The 15,381-nt window shown below is 68.3% G+C and carries 15 protein-coding genes, 1 tRNA gene and 1 pseudogene; 12 read left to right on the top strand and 5 right to left on the bottom strand.

The features are described from left to right. Positions 1-565: 565 nt before the first annotated feature. Complete coding sequence (locus KPF47_RS37155) at positions 566-883, top strand: hypothetical protein (RefSeq protein WP_224393035.1); 318 nt, start codon at positions 566-568, stop codon at positions 881-883. 985 nt (positions 884-1,868) lie between these two features. On the opposite strand, the gene KPF47_RS37150 is transcribed toward KPF47_RS37155, so the two are convergent. Beyond that, on the bottom strand, positions 1,869-2,711 hold the full coding sequence (locus KPF47_RS37150; protein ID WP_224393034.1) for an AAA family ATPase: 843 nt from the start codon (positions 2,709-2,711) through the stop codon (positions 1,869-1,871). Between the two features lie 231 nt (positions 2,712-2,942). Between KPF47_RS37150 and KPF47_RS37145 the strand changes: the two genes are divergently transcribed. From KPF47_RS37145 to KPF47_RS37105, 9 genes and pseudogenes are all read left to right on the top strand, one after another. Beyond that, positions 2,943-3,365, top strand: coding sequence for a plasmid replication, integration and excision activator (locus KPF47_RS37145; RefSeq protein WP_224393033.1), 423 nt, complete (start codon positions 2,943-2,945; stop codon positions 3,363-3,365). Between the two features lie 200 nt (positions 3,366-3,565). Continuing rightward, positions 3,566-4,630, top strand: a complete 1,065-nt coding sequence (locus KPF47_RS37140) for an IS630 family transposase (protein ID WP_255659991.1) — start codon at positions 3,566-3,568, stop codon at positions 4,628-4,630. Then, complete coding sequence (locus KPF47_RS37135; protein ID WP_374108949.1) at positions 4,631-4,981, top strand: WhiB family transcriptional regulator; 351 nt, start codon at positions 4,631-4,633, stop codon at positions 4,979-4,981. It begins immediately after the preceding gene. 190 nt (positions 4,982-5,171) lie between these two features. Continuing rightward, the gene (locus KPF47_RS37130) at positions 5,172-6,530 is read left to right on the top strand and encodes an FtsK/SpoIIIE domain-containing protein (RefSeq protein WP_224393032.1); all 1,359 of its coding nucleotides are present in this window, start codon (positions 5,172-5,174) and stop codon (positions 6,528-6,530) included. 112 nt (positions 6,531-6,642) lie between these two features. Continuing rightward, the gene (locus KPF47_RS37125; protein ID WP_224386276.1) at positions 6,643-7,485 is read left to right on the top strand and encodes an IS5 family transposase; all 843 of its coding nucleotides are present in this window, start codon (positions 6,643-6,645) and stop codon (positions 7,483-7,485) included. A gap of 146 nt (positions 7,486-7,631) precedes the next feature. Next, positions 7,632-7,868, top strand: a pseudogene (locus KPF47_RS37120) (cell division protein FtsK); the annotation flags it as partial. Next, positions 7,865-9,541: a replication initiator gene (locus KPF47_RS37115; RefSeq protein ID WP_224393031.1), complete on the top strand. Its 1,677-nt coding sequence runs from the start codon at positions 7,865-7,867 to the stop codon at positions 9,539-9,541. The pseudogene KPF47_RS37120 and the gene KPF47_RS37115, both read left to right, overlap by 4 nt. A gap of 15 nt (positions 9,542-9,556) precedes the next feature. After that, entirely contained in the window at positions 9,557-9,769 is a 213-nt protein-coding gene (locus KPF47_RS37110; RefSeq protein ID WP_224393030.1) for a helix-turn-helix domain-containing protein, read from the top strand. Continuing rightward, complete coding sequence (locus tag KPF47_RS37105; RefSeq protein WP_224393029.1) at positions 9,769-10,926, top strand: site-specific integrase; 1,158 nt, start codon at positions 9,769-9,771, stop codon at positions 10,924-10,926. Before KPF47_RS37110 ends, KPF47_RS37105 begins: the two co-directional genes overlap by 1 nt. Positions 10,927-11,438: 512 nt before the next feature. Here KPF47_RS37105 and KPF47_RS37100 read toward each other — a convergent pair. After that, a tRNA-Gly gene (locus KPF47_RS37100) sits at positions 11,439-11,509 on the bottom strand. Between the two features lie 119 nt (positions 11,510-11,628). Here KPF47_RS37100 and KPF47_RS37095 point away from each other — a divergent pair. Together KPF47_RS37095 and KPF47_RS37090 are read left to right on the top strand one after the other, a co-directional pair. Next, positions 11,629-12,195 (top strand): sigma-70 family RNA polymerase sigma factor, encoded by a 567-nt coding sequence (locus KPF47_RS37095; RefSeq protein WP_224393028.1) that lies wholly within the window; start codon positions 11,629-11,631, stop codon positions 12,193-12,195. Then, a complete protein-coding gene (locus KPF47_RS37090; RefSeq protein ID WP_224393027.1) occupies positions 12,192-12,860 on the top strand; it encodes an anti-sigma factor in 669 nt (222 codons plus the stop codon). Before KPF47_RS37095 ends, KPF47_RS37090 begins: the two co-directional genes overlap by 4 nt. Here KPF47_RS37090 and KPF47_RS37085 read toward each other — a convergent pair. The 3 genes from KPF47_RS37085 to KPF47_RS37075 all read right to left on the bottom strand — a co-directional run bounded on the left by KPF47_RS37085 (position 12,853) and on the right by KPF47_RS37075 (position 15,370). Next, complete coding sequence (locus KPF47_RS37085; RefSeq protein ID WP_224393026.1) at positions 12,853-14,019, bottom strand: FtsW/RodA/SpoVE family cell cycle protein; 1,167 nt, start codon at positions 14,017-14,019, stop codon at positions 12,853-12,855. The two genes, KPF47_RS37090 and KPF47_RS37085, sit on opposite strands and share 8 nt — an antisense overlap. 66 nt (positions 14,020-14,085) lie before the next feature. Next, on the bottom strand, positions 14,086-14,667 hold the full coding sequence (locus KPF47_RS37080; RefSeq protein ID WP_224393025.1) for a sortase domain-bontaining protein: 582 nt from the start codon (positions 14,665-14,667) through the stop codon (positions 14,086-14,088). A 4-nt stretch (positions 14,668-14,671) separates the two neighbouring features. Next, positions 14,672-15,370 carry a CHRD domain-containing protein gene (locus tag KPF47_RS37075; protein ID WP_224393024.1) on the bottom strand — a complete coding sequence of 233 codons (699 nt, stop codon included), beginning with the start codon at positions 15,368-15,370 and terminating at the stop codon, positions 14,672-14,674. Between the last annotated feature and the right edge of the window lie 11 nt (positions 15,371-15,381).

The raw sequence follows: 15,381 nt of genomic DNA, 5'->3' as shown, positions 1-15,381 counted from the left end.
ATCGCCAGTGGCAGCGGCCGCAGAGCCGCCGCCGGTCCAGACAACCGAGCCGGGAGCGACACCATCTCCGGCGGGCGAAATTCCGGAGATGTTCGTGCTGGAGGACACAACTGACCCGGCCACGGCGGCCTATGCACGAACCTGTGCCCCGTACGCGATCGCCGACCGTCCCCACTTCTCTAGTGATGGGTCCGGAGAGTTGTCCAGCCACGGTTCATGGACGCGTGGAACCTGTCCGGATGAGCGTGGCACGGTCGCGATTCAGCTTCAGGCGTTCTACAGCGACGGGATCTACCGCTCCCAGGGCAGGCTCGGGAAAAAGACGGTCCGACCTGGCGGCGGCGCCGGTAAGCACGCTGTTGCGCGAGTCATCTGCCTAAACCCGAAGCTTGTGTCATGGAGGTCGTGGGTTGTCGTCGAGACCCCGAGCGGAGGTAAAGCATCGGGGTACTCCAAGATCGGGACAGTGACCTGCGCGACGGACAGGTGACCCACCGCGATGTCGGCTGATCTCCGAGCGCTAGTCGTTCGAGTGGCGTTGACAGGTGGCGTGCCGAACCGTGCAATGTACTTCCAGGTCACGGAGTTCGCCCGCGTCGGGCCACACCGTCAGATCCAGGTGAGAGACCACGGATGGATGTCGACGACCGGGTTACAGCCGGCCGAGGTGGCTCTCGCCACCATCTCCAGGAGCGAACTAGAAGAGCTGGCTCTCAACTTCCTTCTACCGGACGACGCAGAGGAGACCGGAGAGCTGCAGGATTGGGGCATGATCCAGAGGAAGCTCGCTCGCTACGGCGTCGAGGCGACCATCGATGAGCTGAAGGATGCGCCGGTGGTGATCGAGATCGAGGAAAGTTTGCGGCAGATGCTCGCTGACTGACACCAGCCGCCGAGATCGTCTCGATGGGCGCCATCTGGATGCTTCGACACCCGGGCAGCGCCTCCTTGCATCCTGCACGTGGGCGAGGCGTGATGTGCCTATGAGGGTCGGCGACCCTGCGTGGCTTGGGGCCGGGTAGCCGGCGCCGCCGCCGCGAACGGGCCGAAGGTGTAGTGAGCGAGCGGCGGGGGCGGCGTAGCCGGCCCCGCGCCGCCGGAGGCGGCGCCTTGATCCCCTAAGAGGTCGTTTCAGAACGACTTGTCGAGTTTCCATTGACCCCTCGACGACAGATCAAACGGCAGGTCAGATAGCCGCTTGTCGTCTACAACAGACACGTCGACCTCGTTCTGAAATGACCTCTAAAGCACAATTCGGCAACACACACGACCCGGGCAGACGACGTGACGCACGCGAGCCCGTACGGAACGACGCCAGCAACGAGGTCAGCCACCGGACGCATCATGTCGGCTGAAGGAAACGGCGATGTGGCGGGCAGCGTCGACGGGAGTGACCGTCGAGGTATCCAACGTCGTAGTCGGTGGAGGCAAGAGTGGTGTGGCGTCCCAAGCAGCGAGCCGCGCCTGGAGGTCGGCGCTTCCTCGCTGCCGCAATCTGGTGCTTGCCACATCACGGGGACACCAGAGAGCAAAAACGAACCAATGAGTCTCTGGAGTCGCAGCAACAACGGCGTCAACGGATTCCGGCTGACCTAGATGCAAAATTGGCCAACCACTAGCGAGACTTTGCCTAAGCCCGACTCTATCGACAATATACGTGGCACCGTACCGACTATTCTGCCAGATGACGCAGCCGGAGCGAGTCAGTCTGTCACGCGTCAGCCGATCGACCATCCGATAGCCATCAGTTCTACCGGGACCACACTTTATGCGACGAAACAAGTGGAAGTGCGTATCGTAGCCAGTCAGTGCTGCCGTGACAGTGTCCTTACCTGCTGCAGGCGGCCCATAGAGCAGAACCCCGCGAGTCACACCGCGACCTTGTCGATGATCCGACGAGCCTGCGACTGAAGCGACTCGCTTGATGCGGAGTTCTCCACAACAACGTGGTCAATCGGAGGTCGGAAATTAAGATCGAGGCCATCCAGATGAGTCTTCCAATCTGCGAGCTTCGTCGCGTCTCGGGCCGCTCCGCGCCGACGGAGATAGCTATGCATCGTCTGCGCGTCACAAGCAACCCAAACGACAGTGGTGTCCGCATTGAATGCGGCATGGGCGTCAATCGTACGACACAGCCATGCCCGGTCGGTGAACTCCCTCAAGAAAGGGGCATCAGCGATGACACTGTTACCACACTGAAGATTCTCAGTCACGACAGCGGCGACCGTCTCGTATTCGCGAGGCCGTACCTGATTGAGGTAAAGCTCAGATTCGCGGTCATGGGGGGACCGCCCAAGGACCTCCAGCACTTGCTCCACCAGCGGGCGAGTCACGGTGTCTTTGTCAATCACAGTCCAGCCGACCTCGCGGGCAAGCGTGCGCGCCAATTCAGATTTTCCACTACCCGGGTAGCCGCCTATCAAGATCACCTGCGGGCGGCGGTCGCGCAGAAGATCAGGCCGCCCCTGCCTCGGGGCACGAACGGTCCGCCTGGACCTCGCCTCGTTTACAACCAGACCTTCCCCAGCAAGGAGTTTCATCGCCTCAGAGATCGTGAAGGGGCTAACCCCCCATTCGGATGCGAGCGCCTTGGTCGAGGGGAGAGTCGCCCCGTTGACCAGGCGTCCCGCTGAGATGTCGTTGGCGATGTGGCGGGCAATCTGCGCATGCAGCGCCTCGCCCCGCGACAGTGCCCGTCGTAATGGCTCCATGATCTCGATTTCCTGGTCATCTCACTCGGTCGTCCTGGCTAGCCGCTCGGCCCTCCACTTGCACCCCAGCTCGCGCGGGGCACAGAAATCCTACCAACGTGCCGCGAGTCGCCGCTGGTCAGCGGCCCCTCAAGGAGTCATAGCAATTCAGTTGACATGCTAACCTATCAACTGCTAGCCTCGCGTAGAGCTTGCAGCTGGACGCAGAGACTGAACGACAGAGGAGTTGACATGGCACGCAGTAACAAGTTCGCGGTGACGATGGGTGATGTGTTCCCGCATGGGGCGTTTGTGGTGTCGGAGGTGGAGGCGGTGCGGGATTTCGACAAGTCCGCGCCTGGTCGGCCGGTGCAGCAGACGGATAAGGAGTCGGGGTTGCCGGTGTGGTCGGTGTCGGTGCTGGACGCTGACCCGGAGGCGCGGCGGTCGGAGAAGACGGTGGTGGTGAAGATCGCTGCGGCGCATCAGCCGGTGCCGCCGGAGGCCGCTGCGGGGTTGCCGTTTCGTCCGGTGGAGTTCGACGGGCTCACGGTGACCCCGTATGTGCAGGAGACGGGGGGCCGTCCGCGTGTGGCCTACAGCTTTCGCGCGGCGGGGATGCGTGCCCCCGGCCCCCAGCGTGGACACGCGACCAAGAACCAGGACGCCGCCTGACAGGCACTGTCTGACCAGGCGATATGTGTGGGAGAGCCCGTTAGTGGCGGGCTCCCCTACCGAGTCTTCCTTGCCGTGTGTTGCTGCCCTGGCAGGCAGTTGATCAACCCGGAACCAGCGTGGAAGGACACCGATCCTAGTGTTGCGGTAACTAGGTTACTTTACTCACGGGCTGGTTTACGGGATCATGAGCTGTGCCGTTGACTGTGACCGTGGACGTTCCGGCCGCCGACCGCGAGGTGCTGGAGTCCTGGCTGCGTTCCTCGTCGGTTTCGGCGGGACTGGCCCGACGGGGCAGGATCGTGTTGCTGGCCGCGGACGGGGTGGCGGTCAAGGACATCGTCACACTGGTCGGGGCGTCGAAGGCGACGGTGATCGGGTGGAAGAAGCGTTACGCCGCTGAGGGGATCGCCGGGCTGGCCGACCGGCCCAAGGCGGGCCGGCCGCCGGTGATCGACGAGGTCGCGGTCGTGCTCGCCACGCTGGAACCGCCGCCTGAGCGGCTCGGAGTCACGCACTGGTCGTCACGGCTACTCGGTGCCGAGCTCGGGATCTCCCACGTGTGGATCGGCAAGATTTGGCGGCGGTGGGGGCTGCAGCCGTGGAAGTCCGAGACGTTCAAGTTCTCCACCGATCCCGAGCTCGAAGCCAAGGTCCGCGACATCGTCGGGTTGTATCTGAACCCGCCGGACAAGGCCGTCGTGCTCTGCGTCGACGAGAAATCCCAGGTCCAGGCCCTGGACCGGACAGCGCCGATCCTGCCGATCATGCCCGGTATCCCGGAGAAACGGACGCATGACTACGTCCGTCACGGCACCACCACGCTGTTCGCGGCGTTAGAGGTCGCGACCGGGCGGGTCGAGCAGGCGTGCCTGCCGCGGCATCGCCATCAGGAGTTCCTGCGGTTCCTCAAGCAGGTCGCGAAGGCCTACCCGCGGCGCAAGCTGCACCTGGTGGTGGACAACTACGCGACCCACAAGCACCCCGCAGTGAAGGCCTGGCTGGCCCGCAACCCGCGGATCACCCTGCACTTCACCCCGACCTCGGGATCGTGGCTGAACATGGTCGAGGTCTTTTTCGGGGTCATCACCCGCCAGGCCATTCGCCACGGCAGCTTCGGCAGCGTCAGAGAACTGATCGGCGCGATCGGCCGGTTCATCGACGGCTGGAACGAACGCTGCCACCCGTTCATCTGGACCAAACCCGCAGACCACCTACTCAACCACTGCCGACCCGGTCAAAGAACATCGTTTACGCGACACTAGATGAACGCAGGACTTTCTTCACCCCCTCCTGCCCTGCCCCGGACGCTTCACGGTGCTGAACGCCATCGGTGGCGGGCCGAGGCGGCGTGTCGGGGGATGGACACCGAGTTGTTCTTCCCCACCGACACCGGTCCGCCCGCGGCCGAGCCTGCGCTGGGGGTGTGTCGTGGTTGCCGGGTTCGCAGCATGTGCCTGGTCGAGGCGCTGCTGGTCGAAGACCCGGCCCGCCGCTACGGCGTCGTCGGCGCCACCACCCCACAGGAGCGACGGCGGCTGCACCGCACCGCTCGTGTTGCAGCCCGCCGGACCGCGCCCCCTGCTTCTTCCGCGCCGGGGAGCGCTGCGGCATGAGCACCGACACGACCACGAACGTTGACGACGGACCGGGCGCGGTGTGGTGCGAGGTGTGCCTGACCCCGCTGAACGAGACGTCTGGTGAGGGGGTGCGGCGGTGTGGTGATCATCGTGGGCAGCTCGCGTTGGTCTCGGTGCCGGTCGTGTGTGCTCCGCGTCGTTCCCCGGAACAGGACGGAGACCGTCGATGAGCACGACAGGTTCTCTCGTTGTTGCCGGTCTGGCGACGGTGCTGGTGCTGGCCGCGTTGCATTGGCTGGGGCAGTTCCTCGGCCGGATCGCCGAGACCCTGGCCACGGTCGCGGTCGTGTTCGTCACGGTGTGGCTGACCTGCAAGATCGCCGTGATCGTCAGCGTGTGGGTGGTTCGGCATTGGCGCACCACGATCACCGCTGCGGCCGCTGTGGTGTGGTGCTCGCTGCTCGGGTGGCCCTCACTCGTGATCACCATCGCGGCGGTCGCTGTCGCGCTGGGGGTGTGGCGGTGGTTGTCGGTGGTGTCGTTCGATCGCTATGCCGGGCAGCGCCTTCGTGCCTGGTGGCTGCGCTGGACGGTCTATGCGCCTCGGATGCCCCGCTGGCTGCGCTCCTGCAACCTCACGGTCCCCGACCGGGTGGGGGCACCGATCGCGGCGGTGAATCTGTTGCGTCGTACCCCGGCCCTGTCCCGGTCGCGGCCGGTGGCCGATCAGCTTCCCCGGATCCTCGGGGTGCGCTCGGGGCCGTCGTGGGACGAGGTCCGGGTCCGGCTGGTGCCGGGGCAAACCCCGGAGTCCTTCGACACCGCCACCCGTGCCCTGGCCGTGGCACGGGGGGTGCAGCGTTGTCAGGTCCGCGAACTCGCACCGAATGTGGTGTCGATCGATTTCCAGCGCCGCAACCTGCTGTCCGGGGTCGTCCGCGCCCCGAGTCTCGGCGCTGTATCTGATCTGGACGGGTTGGCGGTGGACTTGTCGCGGGTGTGGTCGGGTCGTACCGAGTACGGCACCGACTGGCACCAGTCGCTGATCGGCGGGCACACCCTGGCCGCGGGGGCCACCGGCGCGGGCAAGGGGTCGCTGATGTGGGCGCCGCTGGTGTCGGTGGCCCCGGCGATCCGTGACGGCCTGGTCCGGGTCAACGGGATCGACCCGAAAGGCATGGAGTTGGCCTACGGGCGAGCGGTGTTCCACCGCTACGCCGTCACCTCCCGCGACGCCCTCGCCCTCCTCGATGATCTTGTCGAGAGCATGGAGGCCCGCAAGCGCGAGCACGCCGGGGCGACCCGACTGGTCCCGATCACCACGGAGACGCCGTTGGAGATTGTGGAGTTCGACGAGATCGGTGCCCTGCTGCGTTACGGCGGGGACCGCAAGACCCGCGAGGCGATCACCGACCGCGTCGCCTTGTTGACCACCCAGGGCCGCGCCCTGGGCTACACCGTGCGCGGCTATGTCCAGGAACCGACGAAGGACACCGTCCCGGTGCGGGAGTTGTTCCCCCGCCGGATCTGCCTGCGCGTCGCCTCCAAGAGCCATGTGTCGATGGTGCTCGGCGATCAGGCTTAGAGGTCGCGCGGATTGGTCACAGCTTGGCCGCGGTCGAGTGTCTGGGGGCGAGGGCGGGTACGGGCCTGCCGATCATGAAGTTATCTACGCTTCGTGATCGTCTGGAGGCCGCGTGCCCACCCTGCCATCATGGCTGACCGAGCCGTTGTGGGACCAGTTCACCGCGCTGCTGCCTCATCGAGACGAGTTCGATCCCACCCATCCGCTGGGCTGCCATCGCCGCCGGATCGCGGATCGGATCGTGTTCGACAAGCTCCTGCAGGTACTGCGGTTCGGCTGCTCGTATGAGGGCATCGCTGACAGCACCTGCTCGGCGACCACCATCCGCGATCGTCGTGACGAGTGGATCAGGCTCGGGGTCTTCGCCCAGCTGCGTCGGATCGTCCTGGACGCCTACGACCGCATCGTCGGTCTGCTGCTGCACGACATCGCCGTCGATGGCGCCATCACCAAGGCCCCCGGCGGCGGCGAGGTCGCCGGTCCGTCGCCGGTGGACCGGCGCAAACAGGGTATGAAACGTTCGGTGCTCGTCGAGGGATACGGCATCCCGCTGGGCCGAGTCCTGGCCGGAGCCAACCGGCACGACTCCCCGCTACTGGGCCCCACCCTCGACCGCCTCGATGCTCTCGGCCCGCTGCCCGACGACATCACCGTGCACCTCGACGCCGGCTATGACTCCGGCAAGACCCGCGACACGCTGGCCGAACGAGGCCTGCACGGCGAGATCGCGCACAAGGGTGAGAAAGCGCCGATCCAGGCCACCCGCCGCTGGCACGTCGAGCGGACCAACGCTTGGCACAACAGCTTCAACCGGCTGCAGCGCTGCTACGAACGACGAGAAATCGTCGTCGACGCGTTCTTCGACCTCGCCGACACGATCGTCACACTCCGTAGCTTGATTCGGCAGGCCTGGACCACACACCGCTGGAACGCCCGACCTGCACGACGTCCATGATCACCAACCAATCCGCGCGACCTCTTAGAGGTCATTTCAGAACGAGGTCGACGTGTCTGTTGTAGACGACAAGCGGCTATCTGACCTGCCGTTTGATCTGTCGTCGAGGGGTCAATGGAAACTCGACAAGTCGTTCTGAAACGACCTCTTATGAGCGGGGTGCGTGGGCCAACCGGATCGGTGAAGACGAGGCCGGGGTCGGCTATCTGTTCGGCGACGGCATCCGTGAACCCCTGCGTGTCCGGGCCGGGTGGGTGTCTGACGGCGCGGTGAAAGACCTGGAGGTCTTCGTCACCCGCACCGTGTCGGGGACCGGGGTGGCGCCGGTGCTGGCCCTGCCCGACCCGACCGTCAACCACCGCGAGATCGGGGATGCAGCATGACCAACGCCGACACCGACAGCGCGACGGGGCGGGAGCCGATCGACCAGGACACGCTCAGCCGCGTCCAGAAGGCGATGCTGGCCCTGTCCGACGACGTCGCGGTCCAACTGGCTGAGGACCACGGGGTGTGTGTGCGTCCGCTGGCGATGCGCCGGATCGACCAGTCCAGTGGTCGGGTCGATGTGGTGCCGGTGCCGTGTGGGTCAACGCGGGAAGACCAGTGCCGCCCGTGCGCGGAGAAGGCCCGACGGCTGCGGATGACCCAGTGCCGCGAAGGCTGGCACCTGTCTACCGAACCCGCCGTCACCCCTGCTGATCCCACTACCGCGCAGAAGGAGTTGATGGCCGCCCGCGCGGACTTCCACGTCGCCTACACCGATTCCCTCGCCGCCGGTGATGATGCTGAGTGCGCCGAGATCCGCGAGATCGTCGAGGACATCGACACCGAGCTACGAGCCCTCGGTGTCCGGGGACGGTTGGCACCGCTCGACCCGCGACCCCAGACTGTCCGCCGTACTACCCGTCGTCGTCAGGACGCCCCGAATCTTCCCCGGCGCCCGGTGGCCGACCGCACGATCGGACGGGTGTTCGGCGGCAAGTACCGGCCCTCGACCTTCCTCACCTTGACCCTGGACACCTACGGCCGTGTCGACGGCCACGGCGCCGCTCTGGACCCCGATACCTACGACTACCGCCGCGCCGCCCGGGATGCGATCCACTTCCCGAGGCTGCTGGACCGGTTCTGGCAGAACACCCGCCGGTGTGTCGGCTGGGACGTGCAGTACTTCGGCACCGTGGAACCCCAGAAACGCGGCGCCCCGCACTTCCACGCCGCGATCCGGGGCACCATCCCCCGCACCGAACTGCGCGCGATCACCGCCGCCACCTACCACCAGGTCTGGTGGCCCACCCACAACGAGATCGTCTACACCGGGGAGAAGCTCCCCCGCTGGGACCACCGACAGAAAGCCTTCGTCGACCCCGACACCCGCGAGCCCCTGCCCACCTGGGACGAGGCCACCGACCCCGACACGCTCACCACGCCCGCCCACACCGTGGTCTTCGGCCCGCAGGTGCATGTGAAGGGCATCCTCGGCGGCACCGAAGAAGCCGGACGCCACATCGGCTACCTCACCAAATATTTGACCAAAAGTGTCGGTCAGGCCGCCGGACTCGACGAGTCCGCGACGTCTCGTCAGCGGGAGCACGCCCGCCGCCTCGCCGCCGAGTTGGCACAGACCCCGTGTTCGCCGCGCTGCCCGATCTGGCTGCTCTACGGCATCCAACCGAAGGGCGCCCGCCCGGAGATGACCCCCGGGCACTGCACCGGCAAAGCACACAAGCCCGAACACCTCGGCATCGCCGGACGCCGCGTCCTGGTCTCCCGCAAATGGTCCAACAAGTCCCTCGGTGATCACCGTGCGGACCGGACAGCTTTTGTTCGGCAACTCCTCGACCAGGCCGGGATCACCCCCGCCTATCCGGTCGATGACGGCCCCTTCGACTGGGAACCCGCGCAACCCGGCGACAGCGACGTCCCGTCCCGCACCGTCCTGCTCCTGCACGCGATCCACCAACGCCAACGATGGCGCGCCGACTACGATGCCGCCCTCCGCGCCGTCAGCAACACACCACCTGGTGATCGTTCGGCAACTGTCGATCAGGCCGCCTAGCAAGGCCCGCCAACGATGACGCAGTACCTGACCGTGACCGAGACCGCCCAGTACCTGAACACCTCCCCACGCTTCGTACGGCGCCTGGTCGCAGCCCGACGGATCGCGTTCTACCGCATCGGACGGCATGTGCGCTTCGCCGTGACCGACCTCGACGCCTGGCTCGCCCAAAACCGGGTCGAACCGTTCCCCCACCGCGTACACCCCCGCCGACCAGGAGCGCGGTGATGACGAAGAAGACAAGGCGCCGCCGGTTCGGCTCCATCCGCCGCCTGCCCTCCGGGCGCTACCAGGCCAGCTACCCCACCAACAGCGGGCAACGCCGCACCGCCCCGGGAACCTTCGACCGCAAAGGCGACGCCGCCCAATGGCTCACCCTCGTCGAAAGCGACATCCTGCGCGGCGACTGGTTCGACCCCGCCCTGGGCCAGCTGCCCTTCCACGACTTCGGGGAGCAGTGGATCACCGAACACCGCCTCAGCGCCCGCACCCGCGAGGAGTACCGCAGCATCTGGCGCCACCACATCGACCCGTTCCTCGGCCCGGTCGACCTCGCCGAGCTGACCACCGCAGTCATCCGCACCTGGCGCACCACCCTGCTCGCCGCCGGCCGTTCCGAAGACCGCACCGCGAAGGCCTACCGCCTGGTCCGCGCCATCTGCACCACCGCCGTCGACGACGGCCGGATCACACGTAACCCCTGCCGCATCAAAGGCGCCGGGGAACACCGCACCCCCGAACGCCCCACCGCCACCATCACCCAGGTCTTCGACCTCGCCGCCGCGATGCCACCCCGCTTCCACGCCCTGGTCCTGTCCGCAGCGTTCACCGGACTGCGCTGGGGAGAACTCGCCGGGCTACGCCGCTGCGACCTCGACCTGGACACCGCCACCCTCCACGTCCGACGCCGCCTGGCCCAACTCAGCCGAGGCGGCCTCCGCCCCGGCCCACCCAAATCCGCCGCCGGAATCCGCACCATCGCACTCCCACCGTTCCTCGTCGAGACCCTCGCCACCCACACCGCCACCTACTCCAGCCCCTCGCCGGACGGACTGATCTTCTGCGGGCAGCGCGGCGGCATGCTGCGGCGCGGGAACTTCGGCCGCGCGACCGGCTGGCCCACCACCGTGGCCAAGGCCGGGCTCCCCACCGGCTTCCACTTCCATGACCTACGCCATACCGGTAACCATCTCGCCGCCACCGCCGGCGCCAGCACCCGCGAACTCATGCACCGCATGGGCCACGGCACCATGCGCGCCGCACTGATCTACCAACACGCCACCACCGAACGCGACCGCCGCATCGCCACCCAGATCGCCGCACTGGTCGACCGCGAACGCCACCCCCGAGCCGACCAGGACACCGAAGCAACCGACGACAACTGAGCCGTCAGGGAGTCCAACAGGGGACTTCCCCCGCCGAGCACGCATGCATCACACCACCGAGAACTCCTCAATCGGCGCCGCGATACCGCCACGACCCCTGATCTTCGGTCCACCCAATTTCATATTCACCGCAGGAGAATGTTGATTCAGGAAAGTCTCGGCCTTTTCGCATCATAAATTCATCAGCAGTCGCGCTATCGCGAAACACTCCGAGGATTCGACAGGCGTCAGCATCCTCCTGGAGGACGATCCAGACCCGCGACGCCGCAAAGGCCTGACCACCCGCAAGGCGAGCCCACCCTCGAGGCCTTAACCCCGGTCCGCCTCGGATCCTTCGAAAGGTCCGACCGAGGGCAGCCCAGAAGATGTCAGGTATCGGCACGGCTCCTTACTGCCTCATGTCCGGTGGCCCGGGGGCCACTCGATCTCCCCTTGCACACCGGTCGCACGACCCGACCGGCCCCCTGTTCAAGATCGACTAGGGGTGGTGTTTCGGCCGGTCGTGCGGTGTGAGCGGGCGACGGGAATCGAACCCGCGTAGCCAGTTTGGAAGACTGGGGCTCTACCATTGAGCTACGCCCGCATGCCCCGATCTCGTCGATCAGGACGCTGGGAGCGTATCCCACTCCGGCCCCGTGAACATCCCCGCCCCCGGGTACGTACGTATCGAGGACAGGGACGTTCAGGAGGTTCCGGACAGCGATGAAGGCGCCCCACCGCAGGCTGCGCTCCGTCGGCGCGCTCGCCGAACCCGGGCTCGACTCCGAGTCCGGGCTCCGCTCCGCGTACACGGCACACGGAGCCGAGCTCTACCGCTACGCGCTGCGTCAGCTGGGCGACGAGGGCGCGGCACAGGAGTGCGTGCAGGAGGTCTTCCTGCGCGCCTGGCGTCGCGCCGACTCCTACGATCCGTCGGTGGCCAGCCTGCGGGTGTGGCTGTTCGCCATCGCACGCAACGTGGTCATCGACGAGATCCGTAGGGTCGCGGCGAGACCGTGGCGCCGCGGCCTCACCGACGAGCCCGAGGCCGGGAACGACTCCATCGGGCCTGTCGACGACGCGCTCGTCGACGGCTGGCTGGTCGAGGAGGCGTTGCGGAGGCTCCGTCCGGAGCACCGGCAGGCGATCGTCGAGGCCTACCTGCGGGGCCGTCCGCACGCCGAGATCGCGGCGGACGCGGGCGTGCCGGTGGGGACGATCCGCAGCCGGGTCTTCTACGGGCTGAAGGCGTTGCGACTGGCGATGGACGAGATGGGGGTGGAACCGTGACTCCGGACGAGCACCGGGCGCTGCGGGAGTCGTTGGGTGACCACGCGATGGGCCGGCTGGAGGGCGACGAGCTGGCGACCCTCGAGGCCCATCTGCAGGGCTGCCCGGCGTGCCGCGAGGAGCTCGCCGAGGTCGCGAGCGTGCTGCCCGCACTGCGCCGGATCGACCCGGGCCGCCTCGACCACACCCCCGCTCCCCCGCCGGACCTGGGTGACCGCATCGTCGCGGCGGCGCGGGCCGAGGAGTCGGCCCGCGGCGCGGGCCGGGCGCGGAGCAGGTGGGCACCGGTCGCCGCGGCGGCCGCGGTCGCGCTGCTCGTCGGTGGGGTCGGCGGCTACCTGGTGGGCGACCACGACGGTATCCCCCGCGAGCCGGTCGCGGTGCAGGCGATGGATCCCGCCGTGCAGGCCACGGCCGTCGCGATCCCGCACACCTGGGGGGTCGAGATCGTCCTCGACGGCGACGGGTTCCGCTCCGGTGCGACCTACCGCGTCGTCGTGCAGGCCGAGGACGGGCGCGAGGTGAACGCGGGCGAGTTCATCGGGACCGGTACGGCCCCGATGGTCTGCAACCTCAACTCCTCGGTGCTGCGGGCCGACGCGGAGGAGTTCCGGGTCGTCGACGTCGCCGGGTCCACGGTGCTGCGCGGAAGTCTGGCTACCTGACGCGGCGGGCGGCGTTGGCGACGAGGCCCAGCAGGAACAGGGTGCTCACCAACGCCGTCCCGCCCGCGGACACCAGCGGCAGCTGCTGACCGGTCACCGGGAGCAGACCGACGACGTAGCCGACGTTCATCACCGCCTGCACGACCACCCAGGTCGCGGTCGCCGCCGTCACCAGCCTCAGGAAGGTGTCCCGGGTACGGGCGGCCACGCGCAGCCCGACCCAGGCCAGCAACAGGTACAGGGCCAGCACGGCGAGCCCGCCGACCAGCCCCAGCTCCTCGCCGATCACCGCGAAGATGAAGTCGTTCGCGGCGTTCGGCAGGTAGTCCCACTTCGCACGGCCCTGTCCGAGGCCGGTGCCGAGCACCCCGCCGTCGGCGAGGGACAGCAGGGCCTGGCGGGACTGGTATCCGGCGCCGAGCTCGTCGCCGGCGCCGAGGAAGGTGCTGATCCGGTCGCGCCGGTAGTCGGCGGTGAACCCCAGGACGGCGACGCCGAGCAGCGCGCCGCCGGACAGGCCGGCGAGCAGCAGCAGCGGCGCTCCGGCGAAGAAGAGCAGCGACAGCACGATGACGCCGAGCGCCACCGTGGTGCTCAGCGCGGGCTGCAGCATGAGCAGCGCCCCGGCCAGCAGCGCGACCGGGACGAGCGGCAGGACGGCGTAGCGGCCGTGGCGCACGGTACGACCGCGCAGCGCCAGTACGTGCGCGCCCCACAGCAGCAGCACGACCTTGGCCGCCTCGCCCGGCTGCACGGTGAACCCGCCGACCGAGATCCACCGGCGGGCGCCGCCGCGGACCTCGCCGATCCCCGGCACCAGCACCAGCACGAGCGCCCCGAGGCAGGCGAACAGCAGCCACGGCGTCCACCGTCGCAGCCGGCGCGGTGAGACCCACATCCCGAGCGCGAACGCCCCGACCCCGAGCAGCAGGAAGATCAGGTGGCGGGCGAAGACGGTGAGCACCATGCCGTCGGCGACGGTCCGCCCGCCCGCCGACGCCGACAGCACCATCACCACGCCGACCGCGAGCAGTGCGCCGGTCGCACCGAGGATCAGGTGCAGCGGCGGGACGCGGTGCAGCCGGGCGAGCCGCGACGCCCGGGGGCGTCCGGCTGCGGCGCCCGTCGGGCGCGGGTCGCGCTGTCGCGGCACCGTCACCCGATCAGTGTCGTCCCGGACCGGGCGTACGGGGCGGAACCGGACGCCCGGCGCGTCGGACAACGGTCACAGCGCGCGGGCGTGCACGACCATGTTGTCGCGGTAGCTGCGCGCCCCCCGGTCGAAGTCCCCCGCGCAGGTGACCAGACGCAGCTGGTCGGACGAGGCGCCACCGAACACGGCGAAGGTCGGGAACGCGTCCTTCGGCATCTGCTCGGTCCGCTCCACGGCGTACCGGTCCACCGAGCCGTCGACGCGGCCGACCTCGATCACGTCGCCCGGGGCGAGGTCGCGCAGGTCGATGAAGACCGCGGGCCCGTCCCTCGAGTCGACGTGTCCGAGCAGGACGGTGGGTGCCGGACCGCTGCCGCGGTCGAACCAGCCGACCCGGTCGTAGTCCTGCGGTACCTCCGCCGTGCCGTCCTCGGCCACGCCGAGGCGCAGCAGCATCGACTCGTCCACCCCGATGGCCGGGATGCGCAGCGAGGCGGGCGCACCCGCCGGAACCTCGGCGGGCGCCCCGGTGACCGACGGCGCAGCCGGGACGGCCGGGGCGGGGGCGGCGGGGGGTGCTGCACACCCCACGAGCAGGAACACCAGCGCGACGACGCCCGGGAGCAGCGAGGCTCCCGGGCGTCGGTCACGCATGTCGTCAGCTCTGCGCACGGCCCCGGCGGGCCATCAGCACGCCCGCACCGGCCGCAGCGGCCAGGCCGGCGGCACCGACCGCGTAGAGCGCGGTCGAGTCGGAGGAGCCACCGGCGCCGGTCTCGACGCCGCCCATCGGGACGGCGGCGAGCTGGCCGCGCACCGTGCCGGCCGCGAAGTCGGCGGTGTGGGTGTCACCGGTGAAGCCGGTCGGGTTCGCCTCGATCTGCTTCAGCGAGAAGCCGGTCGCGGTGTCCTGACCGTTGTCGCCCTCGAGCCCGGTGGTGAACGGCCCCTGCAGGCAGCCCGAGGAGGTGCGGACGTCGCCGTCACCCTCGGGGTTCGGGAACGCCAGGCGCGGCGGGCCGGGCTGGCCGACGGCGGCCTCGTGGATGTGCGTCGCGGTCTTGGCCGGGCTCTGGTACTCGCCCGTCACCCCGCGAAGGGTGATGTCGTAGCAGATGATCTCGTCGTCGGAGTTGATCCGGAAGTTGAACTCACCGGTCGCGCCGGGCTCGCCGGGGACGGACGCGCCGTCGTTGTTGATGATGGTGTCCGGCGTGGCGCTCACGGTGTACATGCTCGTGAACGTCGACGGCTCGGGAACCTCGGTCTCCTGGGCGAACGCGATGCCCGCGGTCGCGGCGAAGCCGAGGGCGGTGGCGGCGGTGACGGCGGCGAGACGGGGCAGGGTGCGACGCATCCCGGTGTCCT

The sequence above is a fragment of the Pseudonocardia sp. ICBG1293 genome (assembly GCF_020131355.1).
Taxonomy (GTDB): domain Bacteria; phylum Actinomycetota; class Actinomycetes; order Mycobacteriales; family Pseudonocardiaceae; genus Pseudonocardia.
The sequence above is the reverse complement of the archived record's forward strand: the minus strand, read 5'-3'. Positions and strand labels throughout refer to the sequence as shown.

What these genes read in the sequence shown, in the direction of transcription:
- KPF47_RS37155 (WP_224393035.1), top strand. Translation starts at nt 566, where the DNA reads ATGTACTTCCAGGTCACGGAGTTCGCCCGCGTCGGGCCACACCGTCAG.
- KPF47_RS37150 (WP_224393034.1), bottom strand. Translation starts at nt 2,711, where the DNA reads ATGGAGCCATTACGACGGGCACTGTCGCGGGGCGAGGCGCTGCATGCG.
- KPF47_RS37145 (WP_224393033.1), top strand. Translation starts at nt 2,943, where the DNA reads ATGGCACGCAGTAACAAGTTCGCGGTGACGATGGGTGATGTGTTCCCG.
- KPF47_RS37135 (WP_374108949.1), top strand. Translation starts at nt 4,631, where the DNA reads ATGAACGCAGGACTTTCTTCACCCCCTCCTGCCCTGCCCCGGACGCTT.
- KPF47_RS37130 (WP_224393032.1), top strand. Translation starts at nt 5,172, where the DNA reads ATGAGCACGACAGGTTCTCTCGTTGTTGCCGGTCTGGCGACGGTGCTG.
- KPF47_RS37115 (WP_224393031.1), top strand. Translation starts at nt 7,865, where the DNA reads ATGACCAACGCCGACACCGACAGCGCGACGGGGCGGGAGCCGATCGAC.
- KPF47_RS37110 (WP_224393030.1), top strand. Translation starts at nt 9,557, where the DNA reads ATGACGCAGTACCTGACCGTGACCGAGACCGCCCAGTACCTGAACACC.
- KPF47_RS37105 (WP_224393029.1), top strand. Translation starts at nt 9,769, where the DNA reads ATGACGAAGAAGACAAGGCGCCGCCGGTTCGGCTCCATCCGCCGCCTG.
- KPF47_RS37095 (WP_224393028.1), top strand. Translation starts at nt 11,629, where the DNA reads ATGAAGGCGCCCCACCGCAGGCTGCGCTCCGTCGGCGCGCTCGCCGAA.
- KPF47_RS37080 (WP_224393025.1), bottom strand. Translation starts at nt 14,667, where the DNA reads ATGCGTGACCGACGCCCGGGAGCCTCGCTGCTCCCGGGCGTCGTCGCG.
- KPF47_RS37075 (WP_224393024.1), bottom strand. Translation starts at nt 15,370, where the DNA reads ATGCGTCGCACCCTGCCCCGTCTCGCCGCCGTCACCGCCGCCACCGCC.